The 18,404-nt window shown below is 29.8% G+C and carries 14 protein-coding genes and 3 tRNA genes; 11 read left to right on the top strand and 6 right to left on the bottom strand.

The genetic code is table 11. The annotated features are described in order from the left end of the window. Window positions 1–6 precede the first annotated feature (6 nt). Together ABNT65_RS05860 and ABNT65_RS05855 are read right to left on the bottom strand one after the other, a co-directional pair. A complete protein-coding gene (locus ABNT65_RS05860; RefSeq protein WP_348747412.1) occupies window positions 7–324 on the bottom strand; it encodes an antibiotic biosynthesis monooxygenase in 318 nt (105 codons plus the stop codon). Next, window positions 321–821: a GNAT family N-acetyltransferase gene (locus ABNT65_RS05855; protein WP_348706105.1), complete on the bottom strand. Its 501-nt coding sequence runs from the start codon at window positions 819–821 to the stop codon at window positions 321–323. Before ABNT65_RS05855 ends, ABNT65_RS05860 begins: the two co-directional genes overlap by 4 nt. Window positions 822–999: 178 nt before the next feature. Between ABNT65_RS05855 and mtaB the strand changes: the two genes are divergently transcribed. The 4 genes from mtaB to ABNT65_RS05835 all read left to right on the top strand — a co-directional run bounded on the left by mtaB (window position 1,000) and on the right by ABNT65_RS05835 (window position 5,030). Then, window positions 1,000–2,316 carry a tRNA (N(6)-L-threonylcarbamoyladenosine(37)-C(2))-methylthiotransferase MtaB gene (gene mtaB / locus ABNT65_RS05850; protein WP_348747411.1) on the top strand — a complete coding sequence of 439 codons (1,317 nt, stop codon included), beginning with the start codon at window positions 1,000–1,002 and terminating at the stop codon, window positions 2,314–2,316. Between the two features lie 373 nt (window positions 2,317–2,689). Continuing rightward, a complete protein-coding gene (locus ABNT65_RS05845) occupies window positions 2,690–3,427 on the top strand; it encodes a DUF6438 domain-containing protein (RefSeq protein WP_348706109.1) in 738 nt (245 codons plus the stop codon). 5 nt (window positions 3,428–3,432) lie between these two features. After that, window positions 3,433–4,098 carry an alpha/beta hydrolase gene (locus ABNT65_RS05840; RefSeq protein WP_348706111.1) on the top strand — a complete coding sequence of 222 codons (666 nt, stop codon included), beginning with the start codon at window positions 3,433–3,435 and terminating at the stop codon, window positions 4,096–4,098. Window positions 4,099–4,124: 26 nt separating this feature from the next. After that, window positions 4,125–5,030: a lytic transglycosylase domain-containing protein gene (locus ABNT65_RS05835; protein WP_348706113.1), complete on the top strand. Its 906-nt coding sequence runs from the start codon at window positions 4,125–4,127 to the stop codon at window positions 5,028–5,030. A gap of 218 nt (window positions 5,031–5,248) precedes the next feature. Here ABNT65_RS05835 and ABNT65_RS05830 read toward each other — a convergent pair whose 3' ends face one another. Further along, window positions 5,249–5,683 (bottom strand): GNAT family N-acetyltransferase, encoded by a 435-nt coding sequence (locus ABNT65_RS05830; protein ID WP_348706115.1) that lies wholly within the window; start codon window positions 5,681–5,683, stop codon window positions 5,249–5,251. A 91-nt stretch (window positions 5,684–5,774) separates the two neighbouring features. On the opposite strand from ABNT65_RS05830, the gene ABNT65_RS05825 reads away from it, so the two are divergent. From ABNT65_RS05825 to ABNT65_RS05805, 5 genes are all read left to right on the top strand, one after another. Then, window positions 5,775–6,227: a GNAT family N-acetyltransferase gene (locus ABNT65_RS05825; RefSeq protein ID WP_348706117.1), complete on the top strand. Its 453-nt coding sequence runs from the start codon at window positions 5,775–5,777 to the stop codon at window positions 6,225–6,227. Window positions 6,228–6,277: 50 nt separating this feature from the next. Beyond that, a tRNA-Gly gene (locus ABNT65_RS05820) sits at window positions 6,278–6,350 on the top strand. Between the two features lie 43 nt (window positions 6,351–6,393). Continuing rightward, window positions 6,394–6,466 (top strand) — tRNA-Gly (locus tag ABNT65_RS05815). A gap of 42 nt (window positions 6,467–6,508) precedes the next feature. Further along, window positions 6,509–6,581 (top strand) — tRNA-Gly (locus ABNT65_RS05810). Window positions 6,582–6,743: 162 nt separating this feature from the next. Next, the gene (locus tag ABNT65_RS05805; RefSeq protein WP_348747410.1) at window positions 6,744–10,208 is read left to right on the top strand and encodes a VIT domain-containing protein; all 3,465 of its coding nucleotides are present in this window, start codon (window positions 6,744–6,746) and stop codon (window positions 10,206–10,208) included. Between the two features lie 40 nt (window positions 10,209–10,248). Here the strand turns inward: ABNT65_RS05805 and ABNT65_RS05800 are convergent, their stop codons facing one another. The 3 genes from ABNT65_RS05800 to ABNT65_RS05790 all read right to left on the bottom strand — a co-directional run bounded on the left by ABNT65_RS05800 (window position 10,249) and on the right by ABNT65_RS05790 (window position 13,233). Further along, window positions 10,249–10,935, bottom strand: coding sequence for a response regulator (locus tag ABNT65_RS05800; protein ID WP_348706121.1), 687 nt, complete (start codon window positions 10,933–10,935; stop codon window positions 10,249–10,251). Continuing rightward, window positions 10,922–12,970, bottom strand: coding sequence for a tetratricopeptide repeat protein (locus ABNT65_RS05795; protein ID WP_348747409.1), 2,049 nt, complete (start codon window positions 12,968–12,970; stop codon window positions 10,922–10,924). The genes ABNT65_RS05800 and ABNT65_RS05795 overlap by 14 nt, the downstream gene beginning before the upstream one ends. A gap of 65 nt (window positions 12,971–13,035) precedes the next feature. After that, entirely contained in the window at window positions 13,036–13,233 is a 198-nt protein-coding gene (locus ABNT65_RS05790) for a hypothetical protein (RefSeq protein ID WP_348747408.1), read from the bottom strand. Window positions 13,234–15,040: 1,807 nt separating this feature from the next. Here ABNT65_RS05790 and ABNT65_RS05785 point away from each other — a divergent pair. After that, complete coding sequence (locus ABNT65_RS05785) at window positions 15,041–16,570, top strand: phosphatase (RefSeq protein WP_348747407.1); 1,530 nt, start codon at window positions 15,041–15,043, stop codon at window positions 16,568–16,570. Window positions 16,571–16,575: 5 nt separating this feature from the next. Further along, entirely contained in the window at window positions 16,576–18,360 is a 1,785-nt protein-coding gene (locus ABNT65_RS05780; protein ID WP_348747406.1) for a cytochrome-c peroxidase, read from the top strand. The last annotated feature ends 44 nt before the right edge of the window (window positions 18,361–18,404 follow it).

Genomic DNA, 18,404 nt, shown 5'->3' with positions numbered 1-18,404 from the left:
TAATCTTTATTTTTTAAATCCGTATTCACGTTCCACTTTACAAATGCGTAATTGGTATTGTTGGTACCACTTTTCTCTTCCCATTTGTCTAGCCTCTGTATGTTCTATATTGTTTTTCCAAGCAGTGATAGCTTCCAAGCTTTCCCAGTAAGATACTGTAATACCTATTTCGCTTCTAGCATACTCAATTCCTAAGTAGCCTGGTTGTTTTTTAGCTAATAGTTCCATTCTGTCAGCCATTTCACTGTAGCCTTCTGTATTGTCAGATAATAAGGAAGAAAATATTACCGCATAATAAGGCGGAGTTAACGTACTTTCAATCATAATATAAGCTCGTACTTAGATTCAGGTAAACCAATATCTTCGCTAACAAACCTTTTAACAAGGGTAAAGTTATAACGCTCTAATATTTTAGCAGAAGCTATATTTTTATCTACCACATAACCAATTAATTTTTTCATACCTATAGATTTACAATAAGAAATCAATCCTTTACAAATCTCAGTAGCATAACCATTACCCCAATACGTTTCTAAAAAACGATAACCAATTTCATCATCCGTACCATCTTTAACCAAAGCTACTGTACCCACAAAGGTAACATCACTTTTTCTAACAATAGCATAAATCCAAAAATCATTATCAGGAATTGTGTATTTATCTATAAGTGAAATTAGCTCAGATTTGTGTTCTAAATAACTCTTAACCTCACCATCTGCATATTGCATAACTTTAGGATTGCTTTGCATTTCATGAAAACCATCTAAATCCTCTAAAATGAGTTTTCTAACTATTAATCTTTCCGTTTCAAAAATCACCATAAATTAAGTACTTTTGCATTTTTAAAATCTGTCGTAGACAGAAAAGCAGTAATAGGTACGAACTTCTAAAAAAATAAAGACTTATCCAAAAGCTTTTATTTTTTTGAAGTGATTTAAACTTTTTCGGTTGAAACTAAAAAATTTAAACCACTTCTTTATTTAAGGATATTAGGAAAGAATGATTGCAGATAAAAAAGTAGCTTTTTACACCTTAGGATGTAAATTAAATTTCTCAGAAACATCAACCATTGCCAGAAACTTTGTAAATGAAGGTTTTGAACGTGTTGAATTTGAAGAAAAAGCAGATGTGTATGTAATAAACACGTGTTCCGTAACAGAAAATGCAGATAAACGTTTTAAAACCATTGTAAAATCGGCTTTAAAACAAAATGAAGAAGCATTTGTGATTGGAGTGGGTTGTTATGCACAGTTAAAACCTGAAGAATTAGCGAATGTTGATGGGGTAGATTTAGTATTAGGAGCTACAGAAAAGTTCAATGTTACCAGTTATATTAACGATTTAACAAAAAATGAAATAGGAGAAGTACACTCTTGTGAAATTGAAGAAGCTGATTTTTATGTAGGTTCCTATTCAATAGGAGACAGAACAAGAGCTTTTTTAAAAGTACAAGATGGTTGCGATTATAAATGTACCTACTGTACCATTCCTTTAGCTAGAGGAATTTCTAGAAGTGATACTTTAGAAAATGTTTTAAAAAATGCGAAAGAAATTGCAGAAAAAGGAATTAAAGAAATTGTATTAACAGGCGTTAATATTGGAGACTATGGAAAAGGAGAGTTTGGAAATAAAAAACATGAGCATACATTCTTAGAGTTAGTTCAGGCTTTAGATAAAGTTGAAGGAATTCACCGATTACGAATTTCATCTATAGAGCCTAATTTATTAAAGGACGAAACCATTGACTTTGTATCAAAATCTAACACCTTTGTTCCGCATTTTCATATCCCATTACAATCTGGAAGTGATACCTTATTAAAAAGAATGAAAAGACGTTACTTGCGTAGAGTTTATACAGATCGAGTAACAAAAATTAAGCAGGTAATGCCTAATGCCTGTATTGGAGTAGATGTAATCGTAGGGTTTCCAGGTGAAACAGATGAGTTGTTTTTAGAAACTTATAACTACTTAAGTGAATTAAATATTTCTTACCTACATGTATTTACCTATTCAGAAAGAGCAAATACTGAAGCGGTAGAGATGGATGGAGTAGTTCCTAAAAACGTACGAGCAAAACGAAGCAAAATGCTAAGAGGCTTATCAGTTAAGAAAAGAAGAGCTTTTTATGAAAGTCAATTAGGAAATACTTTAACAGTATTATTTGAAGGAGAGAATAAAGAAGGTTACATTCACGGATTTACAGAAAACTATCTAAAAGTAAAAACACCTTGGAATCCTGAGTTAGTAAACACATTACACCAAGTAACTTTAACTACTATTGATGAAGACGGTTTGGTAAGGTTTGATTTTTGTTAATTTTTTAAGTAATATTTTGAGTTTAGAAAATATAGAAACTATTTTCCAATGTCTAATAGGTATTGGAGTGATAGTTTTTCTATATATTTTAATTAAAGATCGAATAGATGTTATTAGGAGTATAAAACCTAAGTCCGTAGCTCATTTTTTTGGAGTAAATGAAGTGAGTAAAAATAGAAGTTTAAAAGACATCTTATATTGTTTATGCATACGAAGAGTAGTTATTACTACTATAATCAATAGTTTTACCTTGTTTGTTTGGGGACCAATTTGGTTAATCGATAAAAAATTTAACTTATCTATTTTTAACGATAAAAAATAATGTACTTTTAATGTTGTTATTATATCAACAACAAAAAATTAAAAACACATTATGAAATACCTTCTATCCTCTATGTTAATTTTAGCATTAAATTGTAGTTCTCCTAAAAAAACTACAGAAGCAACTCCTGAAGCAGCGTCAAAAGCGACAACTGAAAAAGTAGCAGAACCTAAAGACCCAAAGGACGAATTAATAGTAGTGTTAAAAAATGCCAAGAGTAGTAATGATGTAAAGGCACTAATCAAAAATAGTGGATTAACTTGGAGTAAAACAGCTTATGATACTAAAGCAACTCAAATAGGTGTTGTAAAAGTGCCAGAAGATAAAAGAGATTTTTGGGAAAAAAGATTACAAGAAACAGGTGAATTCCGTTTAGTAAGTAAAAACAGTAAAAAACAATTAAATGAAATTATAGAAAAAGAAAAAAACAGATTGATTAGCATTCGTAAAACAAACTGTTTTGGTGAATGTCCAGTATATGAGATAACTATAGATAAAAATGGAAATGTAGCTTACAATGGAGAGCAGTTTGTTATGGAAAAAGGGAAACGTGCTTTTAAGTTGTCAAAAGAAGAACTTGAAAAATTAAATAAAAAACTATCAAGCAAAGACTTTGAAAGTTTTAATGATGTATATGATAATCCAAGAGTAATGGATTTACCAAGTACCTATATAACTTATAAAGAAAAACAAATACAAATTCGTTTATGGAATAATATTCCAGCAGAATTAGTAGACGTACATGAGTATGTTGAAGGACTGTTATTAGAAAGAAAATACATAGAATAAGAAGAATGCCTAAAATACCTATTTATTTTGTACCAGGCTTAGCAGCCAATACAAAAATATTTGAATACCTTACTTTACCAGAAGAAACCTTTGAATTGCATTTTTTAGAATGGATTTTACCAAAATCTATAAATGAATCCATTCAAGAATACGCAAAAAGAATGTGTAGTTTCATAAAACATGAAAATCCAATATTAGTAGGAGTTTCATTTGGAGGAGTTATGGTACAAGAAATGAGCAAGCACATCACTTACAGAAAAGTAATTATCATTTCTAGTATAAAAAGTAATAAAGAATTACCTAAACGATTAAAATTAGCACAGGTAACTAAAGCGTACAAATTATTTCCAGCTAACATAGTTTCTAATATAGAAAAGTATGAACAGTACTTTTTTAACGACTATTTAAAAAAGAGAGCCGAGCTGTATAAAATTTATTTATCTGTAAGAGATAAAGATTATTTACATTGGGCTATTTATAATGTGTTACATTGGTACCAAGAAGAAAACTTACCTAATGTAGTTCATATTCATGGAGATAAGGATGAGATATTTCCAATAAAGAATATAAAGGATACCATTTTAGTAGAAAACGGAACACATATAATGATACTTAATAAAGCAAAAAGCATTTCTAAAATTTTAGAAACGGAATGTTTTTTGCTAACTTAGTAGGATAACCGTAAAGAAGGAAGGATATGAATAAAGCAGTACGATTTTTATCAATAACAACCATTATAACATTAGCAACTTTATTAATGAATACCATTAGTAAAGATAAAGAACCTGTAGTAAAAAACGTAGCAGAGCATTACGAAATAAAAGCAGTAAAACTTCCTGAGAAAATGGAGTTAGCAGGAGAACCAGTTCCGTTAGATAGAGCGGATATTAGAGAAAGAATGGATAGAGAGTTGTTAGTTAACACTTACTGGCAATCTAATGGATTGTTATTAATTAAAAGAGCACATAAATTCTTTCCTATTATCGAACCAATATTAGAATCTTATGGAGTTCCTGATGATTTTAAGTATTTAGCTTTAGCCGAAAGTGGTTTTATGAATGTAAAATCATATGCTGGAGCTGCAGGGTTTTGGCAATTTATGAAAGGAACAGCTCGTGAATACGGTTTAGAAGTAAATGGTAACGTAGATGAACGATATCATTTAGAAAAAGCAACTAAAATGGCAGCAAGGTATTTAACAAAGTCAAAAGAAAAATTTGGTTCTTGGACCTTAGCTACAGCTGCATATAATGCGGGTAATGGTAGAATTTCAAAAAGAATGAAAGAGCAAAAAGCAGAAACGTATTATGATTTATTGTTAAATATGGAAACGTCTCGTTATGTTTTTAGAATATTAGCCTTAAAGGAAATTATAGCCAATCCGAGCAAGTATGGATTTATTTTTTCGGAAGAAGACTTATACAAGCCAACAAAAACATACAATGTAGCTGTAGATACTGCCATTACTAGTATTCCAAATTTTGCAAAAAGCTTTGGAGTATCTTATAAAGAGTTAAAACTAGTAAATCCTTGGTTAAGAGAAACACGTTTACATAACAAATCAAGAAAAGAATACTTAATAAAAATACCTACTTCAAAGTAATGAACAAAATCCTTCCTTACCTATATATATTTATTGGAATTGTAATTATAATAGGCACCATAAGTGCGATATCACAAGAAAGAGAATCTTATCGATTATTACTTAGCTTTCAAACAGAAAGTAAATTAGTGTTTTTATTAGTTAGAGCGTTATTTGCGAGTTGGTTTTTATTTGATGGTATTAAAAAATTAAAAGCTCAACGGGAATCTTAAAAGCTTTTAAAGTTGAATACTCATCACGTAATGAGGACCTACTTTATCCACCATAAATAAATCGCCCATAATATTAAATCCTGATTTCTCATAAAAAGGAACCGCAATTTCACGTGCATTGCACCATAATGTAGTAATGTTCTTCTCTTTTAGAACTGTAAAAGCAAACTCAAGTATTTTTTTACCAATACCTAAGCCACGAGCATTGGTAGATGTAGCCATGCCTCTTAATTGGTATTGAGAGTCCTCAAATAAGCTATTGGTACTAGGCATTAAGGTAGTAATTCCAACAAGTTTATCGTTAACATAAGCCCCTATATGAATGGTTTCTTCATCAAAATCACCCTGAAAAGTATGAGGTAAGTCAATATTTTTCCTTAGAATTTCTTTTCTTAAAGGATACGTTAGCTCCGTTTCAATTATTTTAACAATACTTTTCATTTTTTAATCAAGGATAATAAAGTAATTTCACGCAAAATTAAGCAAAATACTATTGTTAACTATTATTAGTTCTAGCTAATATGATTTATTGATGAATATGAACTTAACCTACAAACCCATTCCTAACAAAGAAATTAAACAAATACTTCCATTATTAAAAGTAATAAATACTATAACGCCGCATGATATTTTAGAAAAGCGGGTAGAGGAGATGATTACTTACCCAAACTATGAATGTGTTGGTGTATATGATGAGGAGAAATTAATAGGTATTTCTGGGCTTTGGTATAGCACAAGGCACTATGTTGGTAAAAGTGTAGAGCCAGATCACGTAATAATTGACGAAAGCTATCGAGGAAAAAATATTGGGAAACAGTTTTTTAACTGGATTTATGAATATACAAAGTCAAAAGGATGTGAAGCAATGGAGCTAAACACTTATACAGGCAACAGAAAATCGCATAAATTTTATTACAATGAAGGATTTGAAATTTATGGCTTTCATTTTGTGAAGGTTATGCGTGAGGGCGAAAAATTTTATTAAAAAACCCTTGTAGATTCTAGAAACTGTATTATATTTGCAACCGCTTTATCGCGGGAGTAGCTCAGTTGGTAGAGCGTCAGCCTTCCAAGCTGAATGTCGCCGGTTCGAACCCGGTCTCCCGCTCAAATTTTTAATAAAAAGCAAACATTTGCAAAAGTCTTTACCCGCGGGAGTAGCTCAGTTGGTAGAGCGTCAGCCTTCCAAGCTGAATGTCGCCGGTTCGAACCCGGTCTCCCGCTCAATTTTTAATAAAAAATAAACATTTGCAAAAGTCTTTACCCGCGAGAGTAGCTCAGTTGGTAGAGCGTCAGCCTTCCAAGCTGAATGTCGCCGGTTCGAACCCGGTCTCTCGCTCAAAAACCGAAACATTACGTTTCGGTTTTTTTTATTATATCCAATCTAGTTTTACTTATTAAATAAGCTATGTAAACTAATTAAAAGGTATAGTTCCCTAATTCTTCATTTTTTTAAGTAATCCGCCACGCTACATTTACTGCAATCTAAAAACTATTAAAAATGAAAAAAATTATTACTTTTTACTGTTTGTGGATAAGTATACAAACATTTACACAAAACATACCAAAATTAAGTATAAAAGAAGGAGGTGAGTTCGTAAAACTATCTAAGGTGGCTATAAAAGCTAAAATAGTAGGTAATACATTAACTACAGAATACAAATTAACTTTTTTTAATAATAGTGATAGGCTTTTAGAGGGAGAATTACAGTTTCCTTTAGGGGAAGGACAGGCTGTTTCAGGTTTTGCAATGAGTTTAAACGGAAAGCTTAGAGATGCGGTTGTTGTAGAGAAAGAGCTAGCCAGAGTAGCTTATGAAAATACGATTAGACAAAAAATAGATCCCGCATTATTAGAAAAAACAAATGGGAATAATTATAAAGCTAGAGTATATCCAATTTTACCAAATAAAGAGAAAGTAATTGTAGTAACCTGTGAAGAAAAACTATCGTATTTAAATGGTGATTTAATACATAACTTCCCAATAAAATTTAGTGAAAAGTTAAACAAATTCGATTTTTGTCTCACTATTGAAGGGAATCTAACTAATAAATTGAAACTGACAAATAAAAAGTTTGAAAACATAATTTTTACAGAAAAAGAAACCAAACAAATAGCAGTAATAAAAAACACTAATAAAAGAATAGATGATCTTTTGAAGCTAGTAATTTCTGGAAAAGAAAATAAAGAAAAAGTAACAACGTATAAAGACTATTTTAATGTGTATATTCCTTTTAAAGGAAAGCTTAGAAGCAAGGAAAAGCCTAAAAAAATAACTATTTTATGGGATGTTTCTGGCTCTATGAGGCTTAAAAACTTAGAAAAGGAGATAGCACTTTTAGAAGCGTATTTAAAATATTTAGAGAATGTAACAATTGAGTTTATTACGTTTAGTTCAACAGTTCATACTAAAGAAAATTTCCTTATAAAAAATGGAAACTGGATAGCGTTAAAAAGTAAGATTAAAAAGCAGGAGTATGATGGAGGAACAAATTTAAATGAGGTGCTAAAAAATATAAAAACTGATGCTAAAGAAATACTCTTATTTTCTGATGGGTTACATAATTTAAGACAACAAAATACTGAAGGAACTAAAAAAACTATTTATGTAGTAAATTCTCTTTTATCAGCAAATCATGAATACTTAAAAACAATTTCAGAAACTTCTGGAGGAACATATATAAACCTGAATAAGTTACCAATTAATAAGGCTACAGAATTATTGACTAAAGAATGTTTACAGTTATTGGGTATTAAGGAAAACAATAAAACTTTTGAGATTTATCCTAAAGAAAAAGTAACTATTAATAACGGTATTGAAGTTGCAGGAAGGTTTAAAAGACCAACATCTATAAAACTATTGCTAGGGTATCAAGATAAAGTAATAGAGGAAAAAGAAGTTTTAATAAAAAAAACATCTAATTCATCAATTGTAAAAAGACTATGGGCTAAACAAAGATTAGTACATTTAAATAAATCAAAACAACAGAATAAAAAAGAGATTATTGAATTAGCTAAACAGTATCATCTAATTACGGATTATACATCGATGTTAGTTTTAGATAGGGTTGAAGATTATGTAACGTATGAAATCACACCACCAGAAGAGTTAAAAGAAGCTTATAAAAGACTTTTAAAAGAAAAAAAGGAAAGAGAGAATGATTTAGATATCCAAGACAGAAAAGAAGAACTAATTGATAATTACAAAGATATTTTAAAATGGTATGATGCGTCTTATGTTATAAAAGAGGCAAAAGAGAATAGAAGACAAACTACAGTGGAGAATTCAATTGAAGAAATACAACCACAAGTTTTAGAGCAAAATGAAAATGTAGAAGAGGAAATAAAAGATCAAGAAGTAGAAATAATAAAACAAGAAGAAGAAACTCAGCTTGTAGAAAAAGTAGAAGTGTTAAATGAAAGTGATTTGCCTAAAAAAACAATACATGGGCTGGTAAAAGATGAAAATGGCCCTTTGCCAGGAGTAGCTGTAATTGTAAAAGGAACAATGAATGGTACTGAAACAGATTTTGATGGGAACTTTTCTATAAATGTAGCTGAAGGAAGTGAGTTGGTTTTTAGTTTTGTAGGAATGGAAACAAAAGAAGTACTTGTAGGAAACACTACCAATAACCTAGATATTGAATTAAAAAATGATGAAAGCGTATTACAAGAAGTAGTAGTGACTGCTTATGCATCAACAGTGAAAAGACATAGTGTTTCGTACGCTTTAAGTAGTGTAACTTCTGGAGTTAAAGTTGATAGTAAAAAACTTACTAAAGAAGAGACTGCAAGTAATGCCAATGTTAGTGTTGTGAAGATGGAAACGAATCCCATGTATATTTTAGATGGAGAAAGAACAGATAAGAATCCTTTAAGTGTTTTAAAATCAAATGAAGTTTTTGAGGTTGAGGTATTAAAAGCACAAGATGGAATAAAACTTTTTGGAGCGGAAGCTAAAAATGGGGTGGTAATAGTGGTAACTAAAGAGGGAATAAAAAATAATAAAAATAAAATAGAAGATTTAAATGAAAAAATAGAAGAAGTAATAGAGTTAAAATCTTGGGATGCAACCATGCCTTACTTAACTATTTTAAACAATGAAAAAACAATTAAAGAGGCTTATAAAAAGTATTTAAGAATTAAAAAGAATTTTTCAAACAGTCCTATGTTCTTTATCGATGTAGCTGATTTTTTTATAGGTAAAGGAGAAAAAGAAATTGGAGTAAGGGTGCTCACTAATCTAGTTGAAATAGAGTTGGATAATTATGAGTTACTAAAAGCATTGGCATACAAACTAGAAGCGTTAAAAAAATATAATTTGGCAGTAAGTGTTTACGAAAAAATTTTAGAATTAAGACCTGAAGAACCACAGTCATATAGAGATTTAGCTTTGGCATATGAATTTGTAGGAGACTATTCTAAAAGTTTCAATTTATTATTTTCTATTTATAATGGAGATTTATTACACAAAGACATAGATGAGCGTTTTTTTGGAATTGAAGCTATAGCTTTTGTAGAATTAACACGATTGGTAAATACCTATTCCGATAAACTAAAACTAAATAAATATCAGAAAGGCCTTTTTAAAAGAGTAACGCCAGATATACGTGTGGTAGTAGATTGGAATCATAATGATACAGATTTAGATTTATGGGTTATTGATCCTAATGGAGAAAAGGCATACTATGGAAATAAAAATACAAAAACAGGAGGTAGAATGTCTGAAGATTTAACAGAAGGTTACGGTCCTGAATCATTTATGATTAAAAACGCTATAAAAGGAACTTATCAAATAAAAGTGGATTATTACGCGGATACTATGCAAAAAATATCTGGACCAACGATATTAAAAGTTACTACTTTTGAAAACTATGGAAAGAAAAATGAAAAAAGAAAAGTGAAGCTTTTTAAGTTAGATAAAGAAGAAGATGTTTTGCATATAGGAAACATAGTTGTTAACTAGTAAATAAAAACAAAACCACCTTTTTGGGTGGTTTTGTTTTTTATAAAAAACCTTTATCTCTAGCTACTAAAATAAGTTCTCGGTCATCATTACTGTCTACTCCAAAAATTTTAGCTATTTGACGTTTTCTTTTTTGAATTCCAGCAAAAGAAAGTGGAATTACCTCTGGAAGCTTCTTCATTTTATTACCAATGGAAAGCTCGTATAAAATCTTACGATCAATATCGTCCAAAATATAATCACTAGACATTTGGTTACGAACCAATTTCATTACTGTTTTACTATAATACGGAGGAGCAGTTAACACTTCTTTTATAGCGGTTACCAATTCATGTGGCGTAATATCATTTTTTACTAAAAAACCATCTGGATCTATACTTCTAATAATACTATGCACTCTGTAATTATCATTAAAAGTAGTAGAAACAATAATTTTACTGTCAGGTAACATGTCGTTTATCTTATGACCTAAATCTTCACCAGACAAAATAGTACCGTCTTCAGAAGCAGGCAAACGCATGTCTAAAAAGATAATGTCAATAGTTTTATTAGCCTCAGAAAACTCATGAATAATTTCACGCGCATCATCACAATTATGTTTCACGTGAATGTCAAAGAAAAATGTGTTTTCTTGCATTTCTAAATAACGAAAAGCACTTTTATAAGCTTCAGAAATTAAAGGGTGGTCGTCAATGATTAAAGCTGTTAACTTGTTATTTTCTTCCATCTTTTTTGATGTAGGGAGTATTAATGTGTAGGATAGTACCTACGTTTATTTTTGATTCTATTGTTAAACTTCCTTTTAATTTTTCAACTCTTGATTTTATATTTTTAATACCAATTCCTTTTTTACCTTTTTTACTATTAAAACCAACACCATCATCTGTTATTTTTGCAACCAAATTCTCATTTTGCAAATAAAAATCTAAAGTAACATTTTTTGCGTTAGCATGCTTAATAATATTCTGTAAAGCTTCCTGAATTATTCTATAAATATTAGCTTTGGTTATTTCATTCATAGCATTCCAAGAAATATCTGAGGATACACTAATCTGATACTTAAAATTACCAATAACGCTTTTATCTTCTAGCAATTGTTTAATAATTGAAGAAAAGTTAATATCAGAACTATTAAAATTATCACTTAACTTATGAGATACATCTCTAATTTCTTTTTCAATATCTTGTAATTCATCCAGTAAGTCTTTGTGTTTTTCTAAAGTAGCAACATCTCCTTGCAAGGGTAAAAAGCCTAAGCCAAAGCGCGTACCAAATAGTTTTCCTAAAATACCATCGTGTAGTTCTTCTGAAATACGGTTACGCTCTTTAATACGTTCCTCTTCCAATTTGGCTTGTTGTTGTAAGGTAAGGATGTATACTTCTTCATTAGCTTTTTGTTGTTCCGCTTCAATACTTAGCTTTTCATTTTGTATTTTTTGCATACGTAAAAAATACAACAGACTCAAAATTAGTAAACCACCCAAACTGGTGACTAAAATCCAAATACGTTGTTGGGTTAAACGCTCTGTTTCTTCTATATACTCATCCGTTTCAAACTCAATACGCGCAAACTTATTTTGTATTCTGCGTTCCGCATTTATTAAGCTGTCATTAAAGGTAATATAACGGTCTAAATATTTTTTGGTATTTTGAGTATCTAAATTGGCTAGTTGCTGTAAAGAAGTTAAATAATCACCCCCATTTTTAACCCTTTTAGCTAGTTTGTTTGCTTCTTTAGCGTATTTTATTGCCTTAATGGTGTCTTTTACATATTTGTAATAATCCGATAAACGTATTTTAGAGGTTATAATGTCAGTTTTGTTCTGTAAACTATCACGAATTTCTAAAGCTTTTAAAAAATCAGATTTAACACTTATAGTATCATGCATTGCTAGTTTACAAAAGGCTCGATTATCTATGATACGGGCATATTGCTCTTTTCTTAGTAGATTGTTATTAAGTTCTTTATTATAGTAAAAAAGAGCAGTATTGTATTTTCCTTTTTTGAAATAAGCGTTAGCAATATTATTATAGATCTCTATGTAGTTTTTCTTTTTAGTTTTTGGTTTTAATTTATTGTAAAACTCTAAAGCCTTTTCATAATAAAAAATAGCTTTGTTATATTCTTTAATATCATATTGTAAGAGTCCCAAATGATTATAACTTTGATAAATGTCAAAGTTTTTCTTTAATAGCTTGAATTTTTCTAAAGCCTTTACATTAAGAATTTCACTACTCATATAGCTTCTGTAACGGCCTTTTATATAGGACATGGCATATAGCATTTTAGCAGACTCAAAATCTTTATTTATGTTATTAAAGTGGTTGTATGCTTTGTTGTAATAAGAATATGATTTTTCATAAACTTGCTTTTTGTTGTAAAAATTTGCATAGTTCCAATAGACATCTGCAATGGCAAAAGTATCTTTAATTTTAATGGCCAAATTTTTTGCTTCTTTGTTTAATTTTAAAAAGTGAATGGTATCACCATTTTTAAAATATTGATAGGCAAGAGTACTATATTGTTTGGCTTTTAAACTTGAATTTTGTTTATTCTTAATTTTAGAGTAAACTTTATTTAAAATTTTAACTCTAGAGTTTTTATGTAATAAGTTTTTTTTTGATTTATTTAGAAAGTAAGTGATACTATCTAATTCAGTTTGTGCTTTTTTTTGAGGAAGGTCTTTCTTAACTTCTTTACAAGAGAGAAAAAGCAAAGAAAAAGTAAAATAAAAAAAAATAAAAAAAATCTTTTCTTGCATAAATGCAAATCTAAAAAAAAGCCTTTAGTAATTACTAAAGACTTTTGTATATTTGACAAAGATATTTATTCTTTATCAGTTCCATCACCACTACCATCTCCACCACCAGTATAAAAAGGGGACTCTCCTTTAACTCCTATAGTAATAGTAGGAGGCTCGTTATCAATTTTATCTTTTAGTTTTAAATCTTCACTTAAATCAGTACAAGAAGTAGTTAAGGTTAATAAAACAAGTAGACCAAAAATAGTTTTTAAAGTTTTCATAATTTTCAATTTTTAATAGTTGACATTAGTTTTCTAGGCCGCATATGCAGCAATAGTTATCTCGAAATACATTCGATGGTTCATAGCATGCTTATCTTTCGATAAGATGTATAGCCATACACCCCAATGAATTGGGTGTTTGTAGAATTTAATTGACTATGAATGTCAAAATTTTTGAAGATGCTTTACTGCCAAGGCCTATTGAGTACAACAGACTTCAGGTAAATTCTACCTTTTCATAAATTTAGGAAGCGTTTGCAATTTAATGTGCTTCGCTAGCTGATTGATTTCATACAACTAAAATAGTTGTGTTATCCGTTACGGTGTATGAAATTTTAGGAAGCGTAGCAATTGGATGAGTAAACGTCCTTTTTCAATTAGTATGTGCAATTTAAATGTTTTCATAGTGTTTTAATTTTCATATACTCAAATATAAGAATTTATTGCGATATTTCCAAAAAATTCACTGATTTTAACATTTTAGCAATGAAATAATGAGTATTTATCACGTTTTTCTAATTATAGTATAATAAAAAAGGCATCTTATAAACTAAGATGCCTTTATATATATGTGAATGAATCGTTTATCTCATTACTTACAATACATCTTATAAATTACATCTTTACTAACTACTAACTCAATACCAAATTCGGCTATCATTTTCCCCTTACTATTGATTGTTGTGCTGTGTAAATACATTGTTACTTATTTTAAATAGTTATTATTCGATTATTTGTTGTTTTTGATGAGGCAAAGATGTAGCGTTTTTTTTTACTGTGCAAATAATTTTTACAGGTAATTACTTGTTTGTTAGTGGTTTATGTTTGTTTTGAGGCAAAGAGGTATTTGTCCAGAAGTTCTCTAGTTGTGTGTATAACTAACAATGTTTTGCTAATCAGTTGTTTAATAGTTAAAATCAAATTCTATATGTTGTATTAATGTACGATGCTCATATTGTAAAAAAAATATAAAAAAAGCGCCCAATATAGTATTGGACGCTTATGTATTATTCATTTATATAGTTATATCATGTTTGTAAAACTTTAAAATGTATACATAGAGCGTCACTTTTTTCAAGAAACTCTCCAAGTAATTTTTCAATTACACCACTAATAAGTGTTATAAATTGAATGTTATGTGTTTTAATTTTTGTCATTGATGGGACAAAGATATGGCTTTTCTAGAATCCTAAAAAAACGATTTTAACATTTCTTTAACAAAAAACAGCAAAAAAAGGCCAAAATCGGCCAAAAAGTAAGTCAGTGACTTACTAAAAGTAAGTCACTGACTTACCACATTTAAAAATTGACAAAATATATTTGTATCAGAAATAAGCAATAAAAAATAATACTTAGAGTCGTCGGGGAAAATTTTTATGAAAAAGCATTTATAGGGAATCGGATAGATCTCATTGTTTATTGAAGCAGTTTTTTGGTTTTAACTGCATTAAGTATTAGTTGAAGATTCTTTGTAGTTATTCATATTTTTAAAGTAAATATGAAGGGGTGTAAAACGTCATTTATATGGCGTTTTTTCTTTTTATATAGTTATCTAGAAATAATACTAATGTTTCTTTAATGTTAAGCGTCCTTTTTGTAAAATTATCAATGTTTTATTTATTATTAGTTAAATAGCAAATGTTTGTCTAGTTTAATACTATATTATCTTTATTTAGAATAAATCTAGTTATTTAAAGTTTGATAAAATAGCTAACATTTATCTTATATCAATTTAAAATTAGGATAAGGTTAAGCTTAATTTCAAAACGTTTTTTTGTGCTGAAATATTAACTAAATAAAGAAAACAATGAAACGATTAAAACTAAGCTTAGTTGCTTTAATGGCAATATCAATAGCTTTTACTTCTGTAACCTCTTGTCAAGATGGTGTAGACGGAATTGATGGGATAGATGGTAAGGACGGTAAAGATGGAAATGACGGAAACGATGGAAATGATGGTTCAGATGCTAGTGTATATTTAACAGCATCAAAAACACCAAATTTTTTAAAAGTTACCGGAGAATTTTCAGATTTAAAAATTACTCCAATTTTATCATCGGAAGATGTGATACCTAATTCACCTGATTTTGTATATGGTTCAATGGCAGATGGTGCAGGGTTGATTGCAGAAGCTGATGGAAGTTTTACTTTAATTAATAATATAGAAGCAGATTATTCTATAGCACGTATTAAATTAAATAAAAACTTAAGACCTGTTTCTGGAGATTATATTTTAAATGCTGCTGCTACTGCAAATACAGCGCAGTGTTCAGGTTCATTAATTTCACCTCAAGAACACGGATTTGGGCCGTTATATTTATCAGGAGGAGAATGGGGTGGAGCTTCTAAAGGAGTTTTTGCTACTGAACCAACAAAAAGTGCAGATCAAGCTGGTACAGCAAAAATGTTAACAGCTTTAGGACAATGGTCTACTGAAAATGCTGTGGCTATAGGTAAAGATGCATATGCTGGAAAAACGGTTGTGTTTATAGGAGATGACCATAGTAATAATGATATGCCTTCTGGACAATTAGGAATGTATGTTGGTAATCAAGGAGATTTAGAAGGTGGTAAGTTATATGGTTTAAAAGTAACAACTGCTGGTGTTGATTATGAAATGGATATGGAAGAAGGAAAATCATATGATATTGAGTTTGTTGAATTACAGGAAAAAGAAATCAATGCGTTAGATACGGAGTGTAAAAATAAAGACGTAATGGGATTCTCTAGATTAGAGGATATTGATTGGAGAAGAGGTTCTGCAGCAAATAATAGAGAACTTTATTTTTGTGTTACAGGTAGAAGAAAAGATGGATTAAAAGATAAAGGAACTTTTTATGGACGTATATATAAAGTAGTTTTAAATCCTAGTGATCCTTCAGGTAAAGGAACAATTACTTGTGTATTAGATGGAGACAAGTTAAGTGGTAAAGCAAAAGAATTCCATAGTCCTGATAACATTTTAGTAACTGAAAATTATGCTTACATTCAAGAAGATCCAAACGGATACTTTGATGTTGCTGAAAAAAATCATTATGCTAGGTTATACCAATACAATTTAAATACAGGTGAATTAAAAGTGGTATTAGAATGTAATCAAGATTTAGCAGCAACTAAAGGTTATGGTAATACAGGAAAAGCATGGGAAATTACGGGTATGATAGATGTAACTGATATTGTAAATAACGGTAAGAATACATTTATGGTAATTACACAGAACCATGGTTGGGACCCAGCAGATGGAACAGCTTTTACAGATCCTTTAGCTAATTCTGATGTAGCTAATAGTAGAAAAGAAGGTTCTGTTTTACATATACTTACTGGATTAGACAGATAAGAAATATGAAAAACATATTAAGCAAGCTTAAGGCATACCTTTGTGTATGTCTTTTGCTATTAATAGTATCGTGTCATAAAAAAGAGGCAACGTATTATTCTTTAGAAGCAGCCAATAAAGGGTTAAAAGTAATATATACTCAGTATTTAGATACAGTTATCTCAAGTATTGATAGTCTAGCAAAAACAAACCAGTTGTCGCAACAAAAAGAGTATTATAAAAAGGCAAGAAAGTATTTTAAACTTTTAGAACCTGTTTTAGCGTATTCTGATAAAAATAATTACAAGTCATTAAACGCTCCTAATATTTTAAAAGTAGAAGAGGAGGATTTAACGAATATAAAAGTAATAAAGCCTTTTGGTTTTCAAGTAATAGAAGAAACACTTTATGAAGAAATTATTGATACAGTAGCGCTTAAAAAGAGTGTTGATTTAACGAATAACAGGTTAAAACTAATTAGGAATAATATACATATTGATCTAAAAGAGTACCATGTTATTTGGTTATTACGAGAACAATTAGTTAGAATTGCTACAACGGGGATTACAGGCTTTGATTCACCAGTATTAAATCAATCCTTAGAAGAAACTATACTCACTTATCAAACAATTTTAACAGTAGTGAACTTGCACAAGGATAAGTTTGCGTCAAAAGAATTATTAAAAACATTTACCAGTCAAATTGAAAAGGCACAAAAAGCTTTGAAACATGAATTTGATACTTTTGATAGGTTTGATTTTATTAAGAGTTATATAAATCCGCAGTTGGAAACATTGGTTAAGGTGCAGGAAGATTGGAAAGTAACGTTTCCTTTTACAATGGCATTGTCAAACAATATGACTTCATTATTTTCTGAAGATGCATTGAATATTGGGTATTTCTCAGACTATAAAAACGATACAGTTAGGTTAACTAGTAAAGTAGCATTAGGTAAAGCGTTATTTAATGATGTGTCATTATCAAAAGATAATACGATGGCTTGTGCAACCTGTCATGTTAAAGATTTTGCATTTACAGATGGTAAACGAGTTTTTGACAACAGGCAAACAAGAAACACACCAACGGTAACTTATGCAGCTTTTCAAAGAGGTTTTTTTATGGATGCTAGATCAGGAAGTTTAGAAGGTCAAGTAGTAGGTGTGGTAGAAAACCATAACGAATTTAATATGACCATGGATTCAGTAGTAAATCGAGTTATAAAAAATGAAGGTTATCAGCAAAAATTAAAAGAATTATATGGTAACAAACGAATAGATTATAACATACGAAATGCAATAGCTTCTTATATAAGAACATTAAATCCGTTTAATTCTAAATTTGATAAAAACATTAGAGGAGAAGAAACTACTTTAACTCAAGAGGAAAAAGATGGATTTAACTTGTTTACAGGGAAAGCTTTATGTGCAACCTGTCATTTTTCACCTGTATTTAATGGAACTGTACCTCCTAATTATAATGATACAGAGTTAGAAGCTATTGGTGTTCCAAATATAGGTTTAACAGGATTAAGTGAAGATTTAGGAAGGTATAATCTTTTTAAAACAAATGAAAGAAAACACTTTTTTAAAACCCCTAGTATTAGAAATATAGCAAAAACGGCACCATATATGCATAATGGAGTGTATAAAACCTTAGAAGAAGTTGTTGAGTTTTATAATAATGGAGGAGGAGAAGGTTTAGGGTTTTCTTATGAATATCAAACATTACCAGCTGATAGTCTAGGTTTGACTAAAAAAGAAATAAAGTCTATTGTAGTGTTTATGAAAACGCTTACAGATGAAGATTATTAAATAGTATTTTTTACTGTAATTTTGATGTTTCATTACGACCAAAA

It is taken from the genome of Tenacibaculum sp. 190524A02b (assembly GCF_964036645.1).
GTDB lineage: Bacteria > Bacteroidota > Bacteroidia > Flavobacteriales > Flavobacteriaceae > Polaribacter > Polaribacter vairaonense.
The sequence above is the reverse complement of the archived record's forward strand: the minus strand, read 5'-3'. Positions and strand labels throughout refer to the sequence as shown.

Excerpts from the sequence above, each read along its gene's own strand:
- ABNT65_RS05845 (WP_348706109.1), top strand. The coding sequence starts at position 2,690 with ATGAAATACCTTCTATCCTCTATGTTAATTTTAGCATTAAATTGTAGT.
- ABNT65_RS05830 (WP_348706115.1), bottom strand. The coding sequence starts at position 5,683 with ATGAAAAGTATTGTTAAAATAATTGAAACGGAGCTAACGTATCCTTTA.
- ABNT65_RS05825 (WP_348706117.1), top strand. The coding sequence starts at position 5,775 with ATGAATATGAACTTAACCTACAAACCCATTCCTAACAAAGAAATTAAA.
- mtaB (WP_348747411.1), top strand. The coding sequence starts at position 1,000 with ATGATTGCAGATAAAAAAGTAGCTTTTTACACCTTAGGATGTAAATTA.
- ABNT65_RS05835 (WP_348706113.1), top strand. The coding sequence starts at position 4,125 with ATGAATAAAGCAGTACGATTTTTATCAATAACAACCATTATAACATTA.
- ABNT65_RS05840 (WP_348706111.1), top strand. The coding sequence starts at position 3,433 with ATGCCTAAAATACCTATTTATTTTGTACCAGGCTTAGCAGCCAATACA.
- ABNT65_RS05780 (WP_348747406.1), top strand. The coding sequence starts at position 16,576 with ATGAAAAACATATTAAGCAAGCTTAAGGCATACCTTTGTGTATGTCTT.
- ABNT65_RS05785 (WP_348747407.1), top strand. The coding sequence starts at position 15,041 with ATGAAACGATTAAAACTAAGCTTAGTTGCTTTAATGGCAATATCAATA.
- ABNT65_RS05800 (WP_348706121.1), bottom strand. The coding sequence starts at position 10,935 with ATGGAAGAAAATAACAAGTTAACAGCTTTAATCATTGACGACCACCCT.
- ABNT65_RS05795 (WP_348747409.1), bottom strand. The coding sequence starts at position 12,970 with ATGCAAGAAAAGATTTTTTTTATTTTTTTTTATTTTACTTTTTCTTTG.
- ABNT65_RS05805 (WP_348747410.1), top strand. The coding sequence starts at position 6,744 with ATGAAAAAAATTATTACTTTTTACTGTTTGTGGATAAGTATACAAACA.
- ABNT65_RS05860 (WP_348747412.1), bottom strand. The coding sequence starts at position 324 with ATGATTGAAAGTACGTTAACTCCGCCTTATTATGCGGTAATATTTTCT.
- ABNT65_RS05790 (WP_348747408.1), bottom strand. The coding sequence starts at position 13,233 with ATGAAAACTTTAAAAACTATTTTTGGTCTACTTGTTTTATTAACCTTA.
- ABNT65_RS05855 (WP_348706105.1), bottom strand. The coding sequence starts at position 821 with ATGGTGATTTTTGAAACGGAAAGATTAATAGTTAGAAAACTCATTTTA.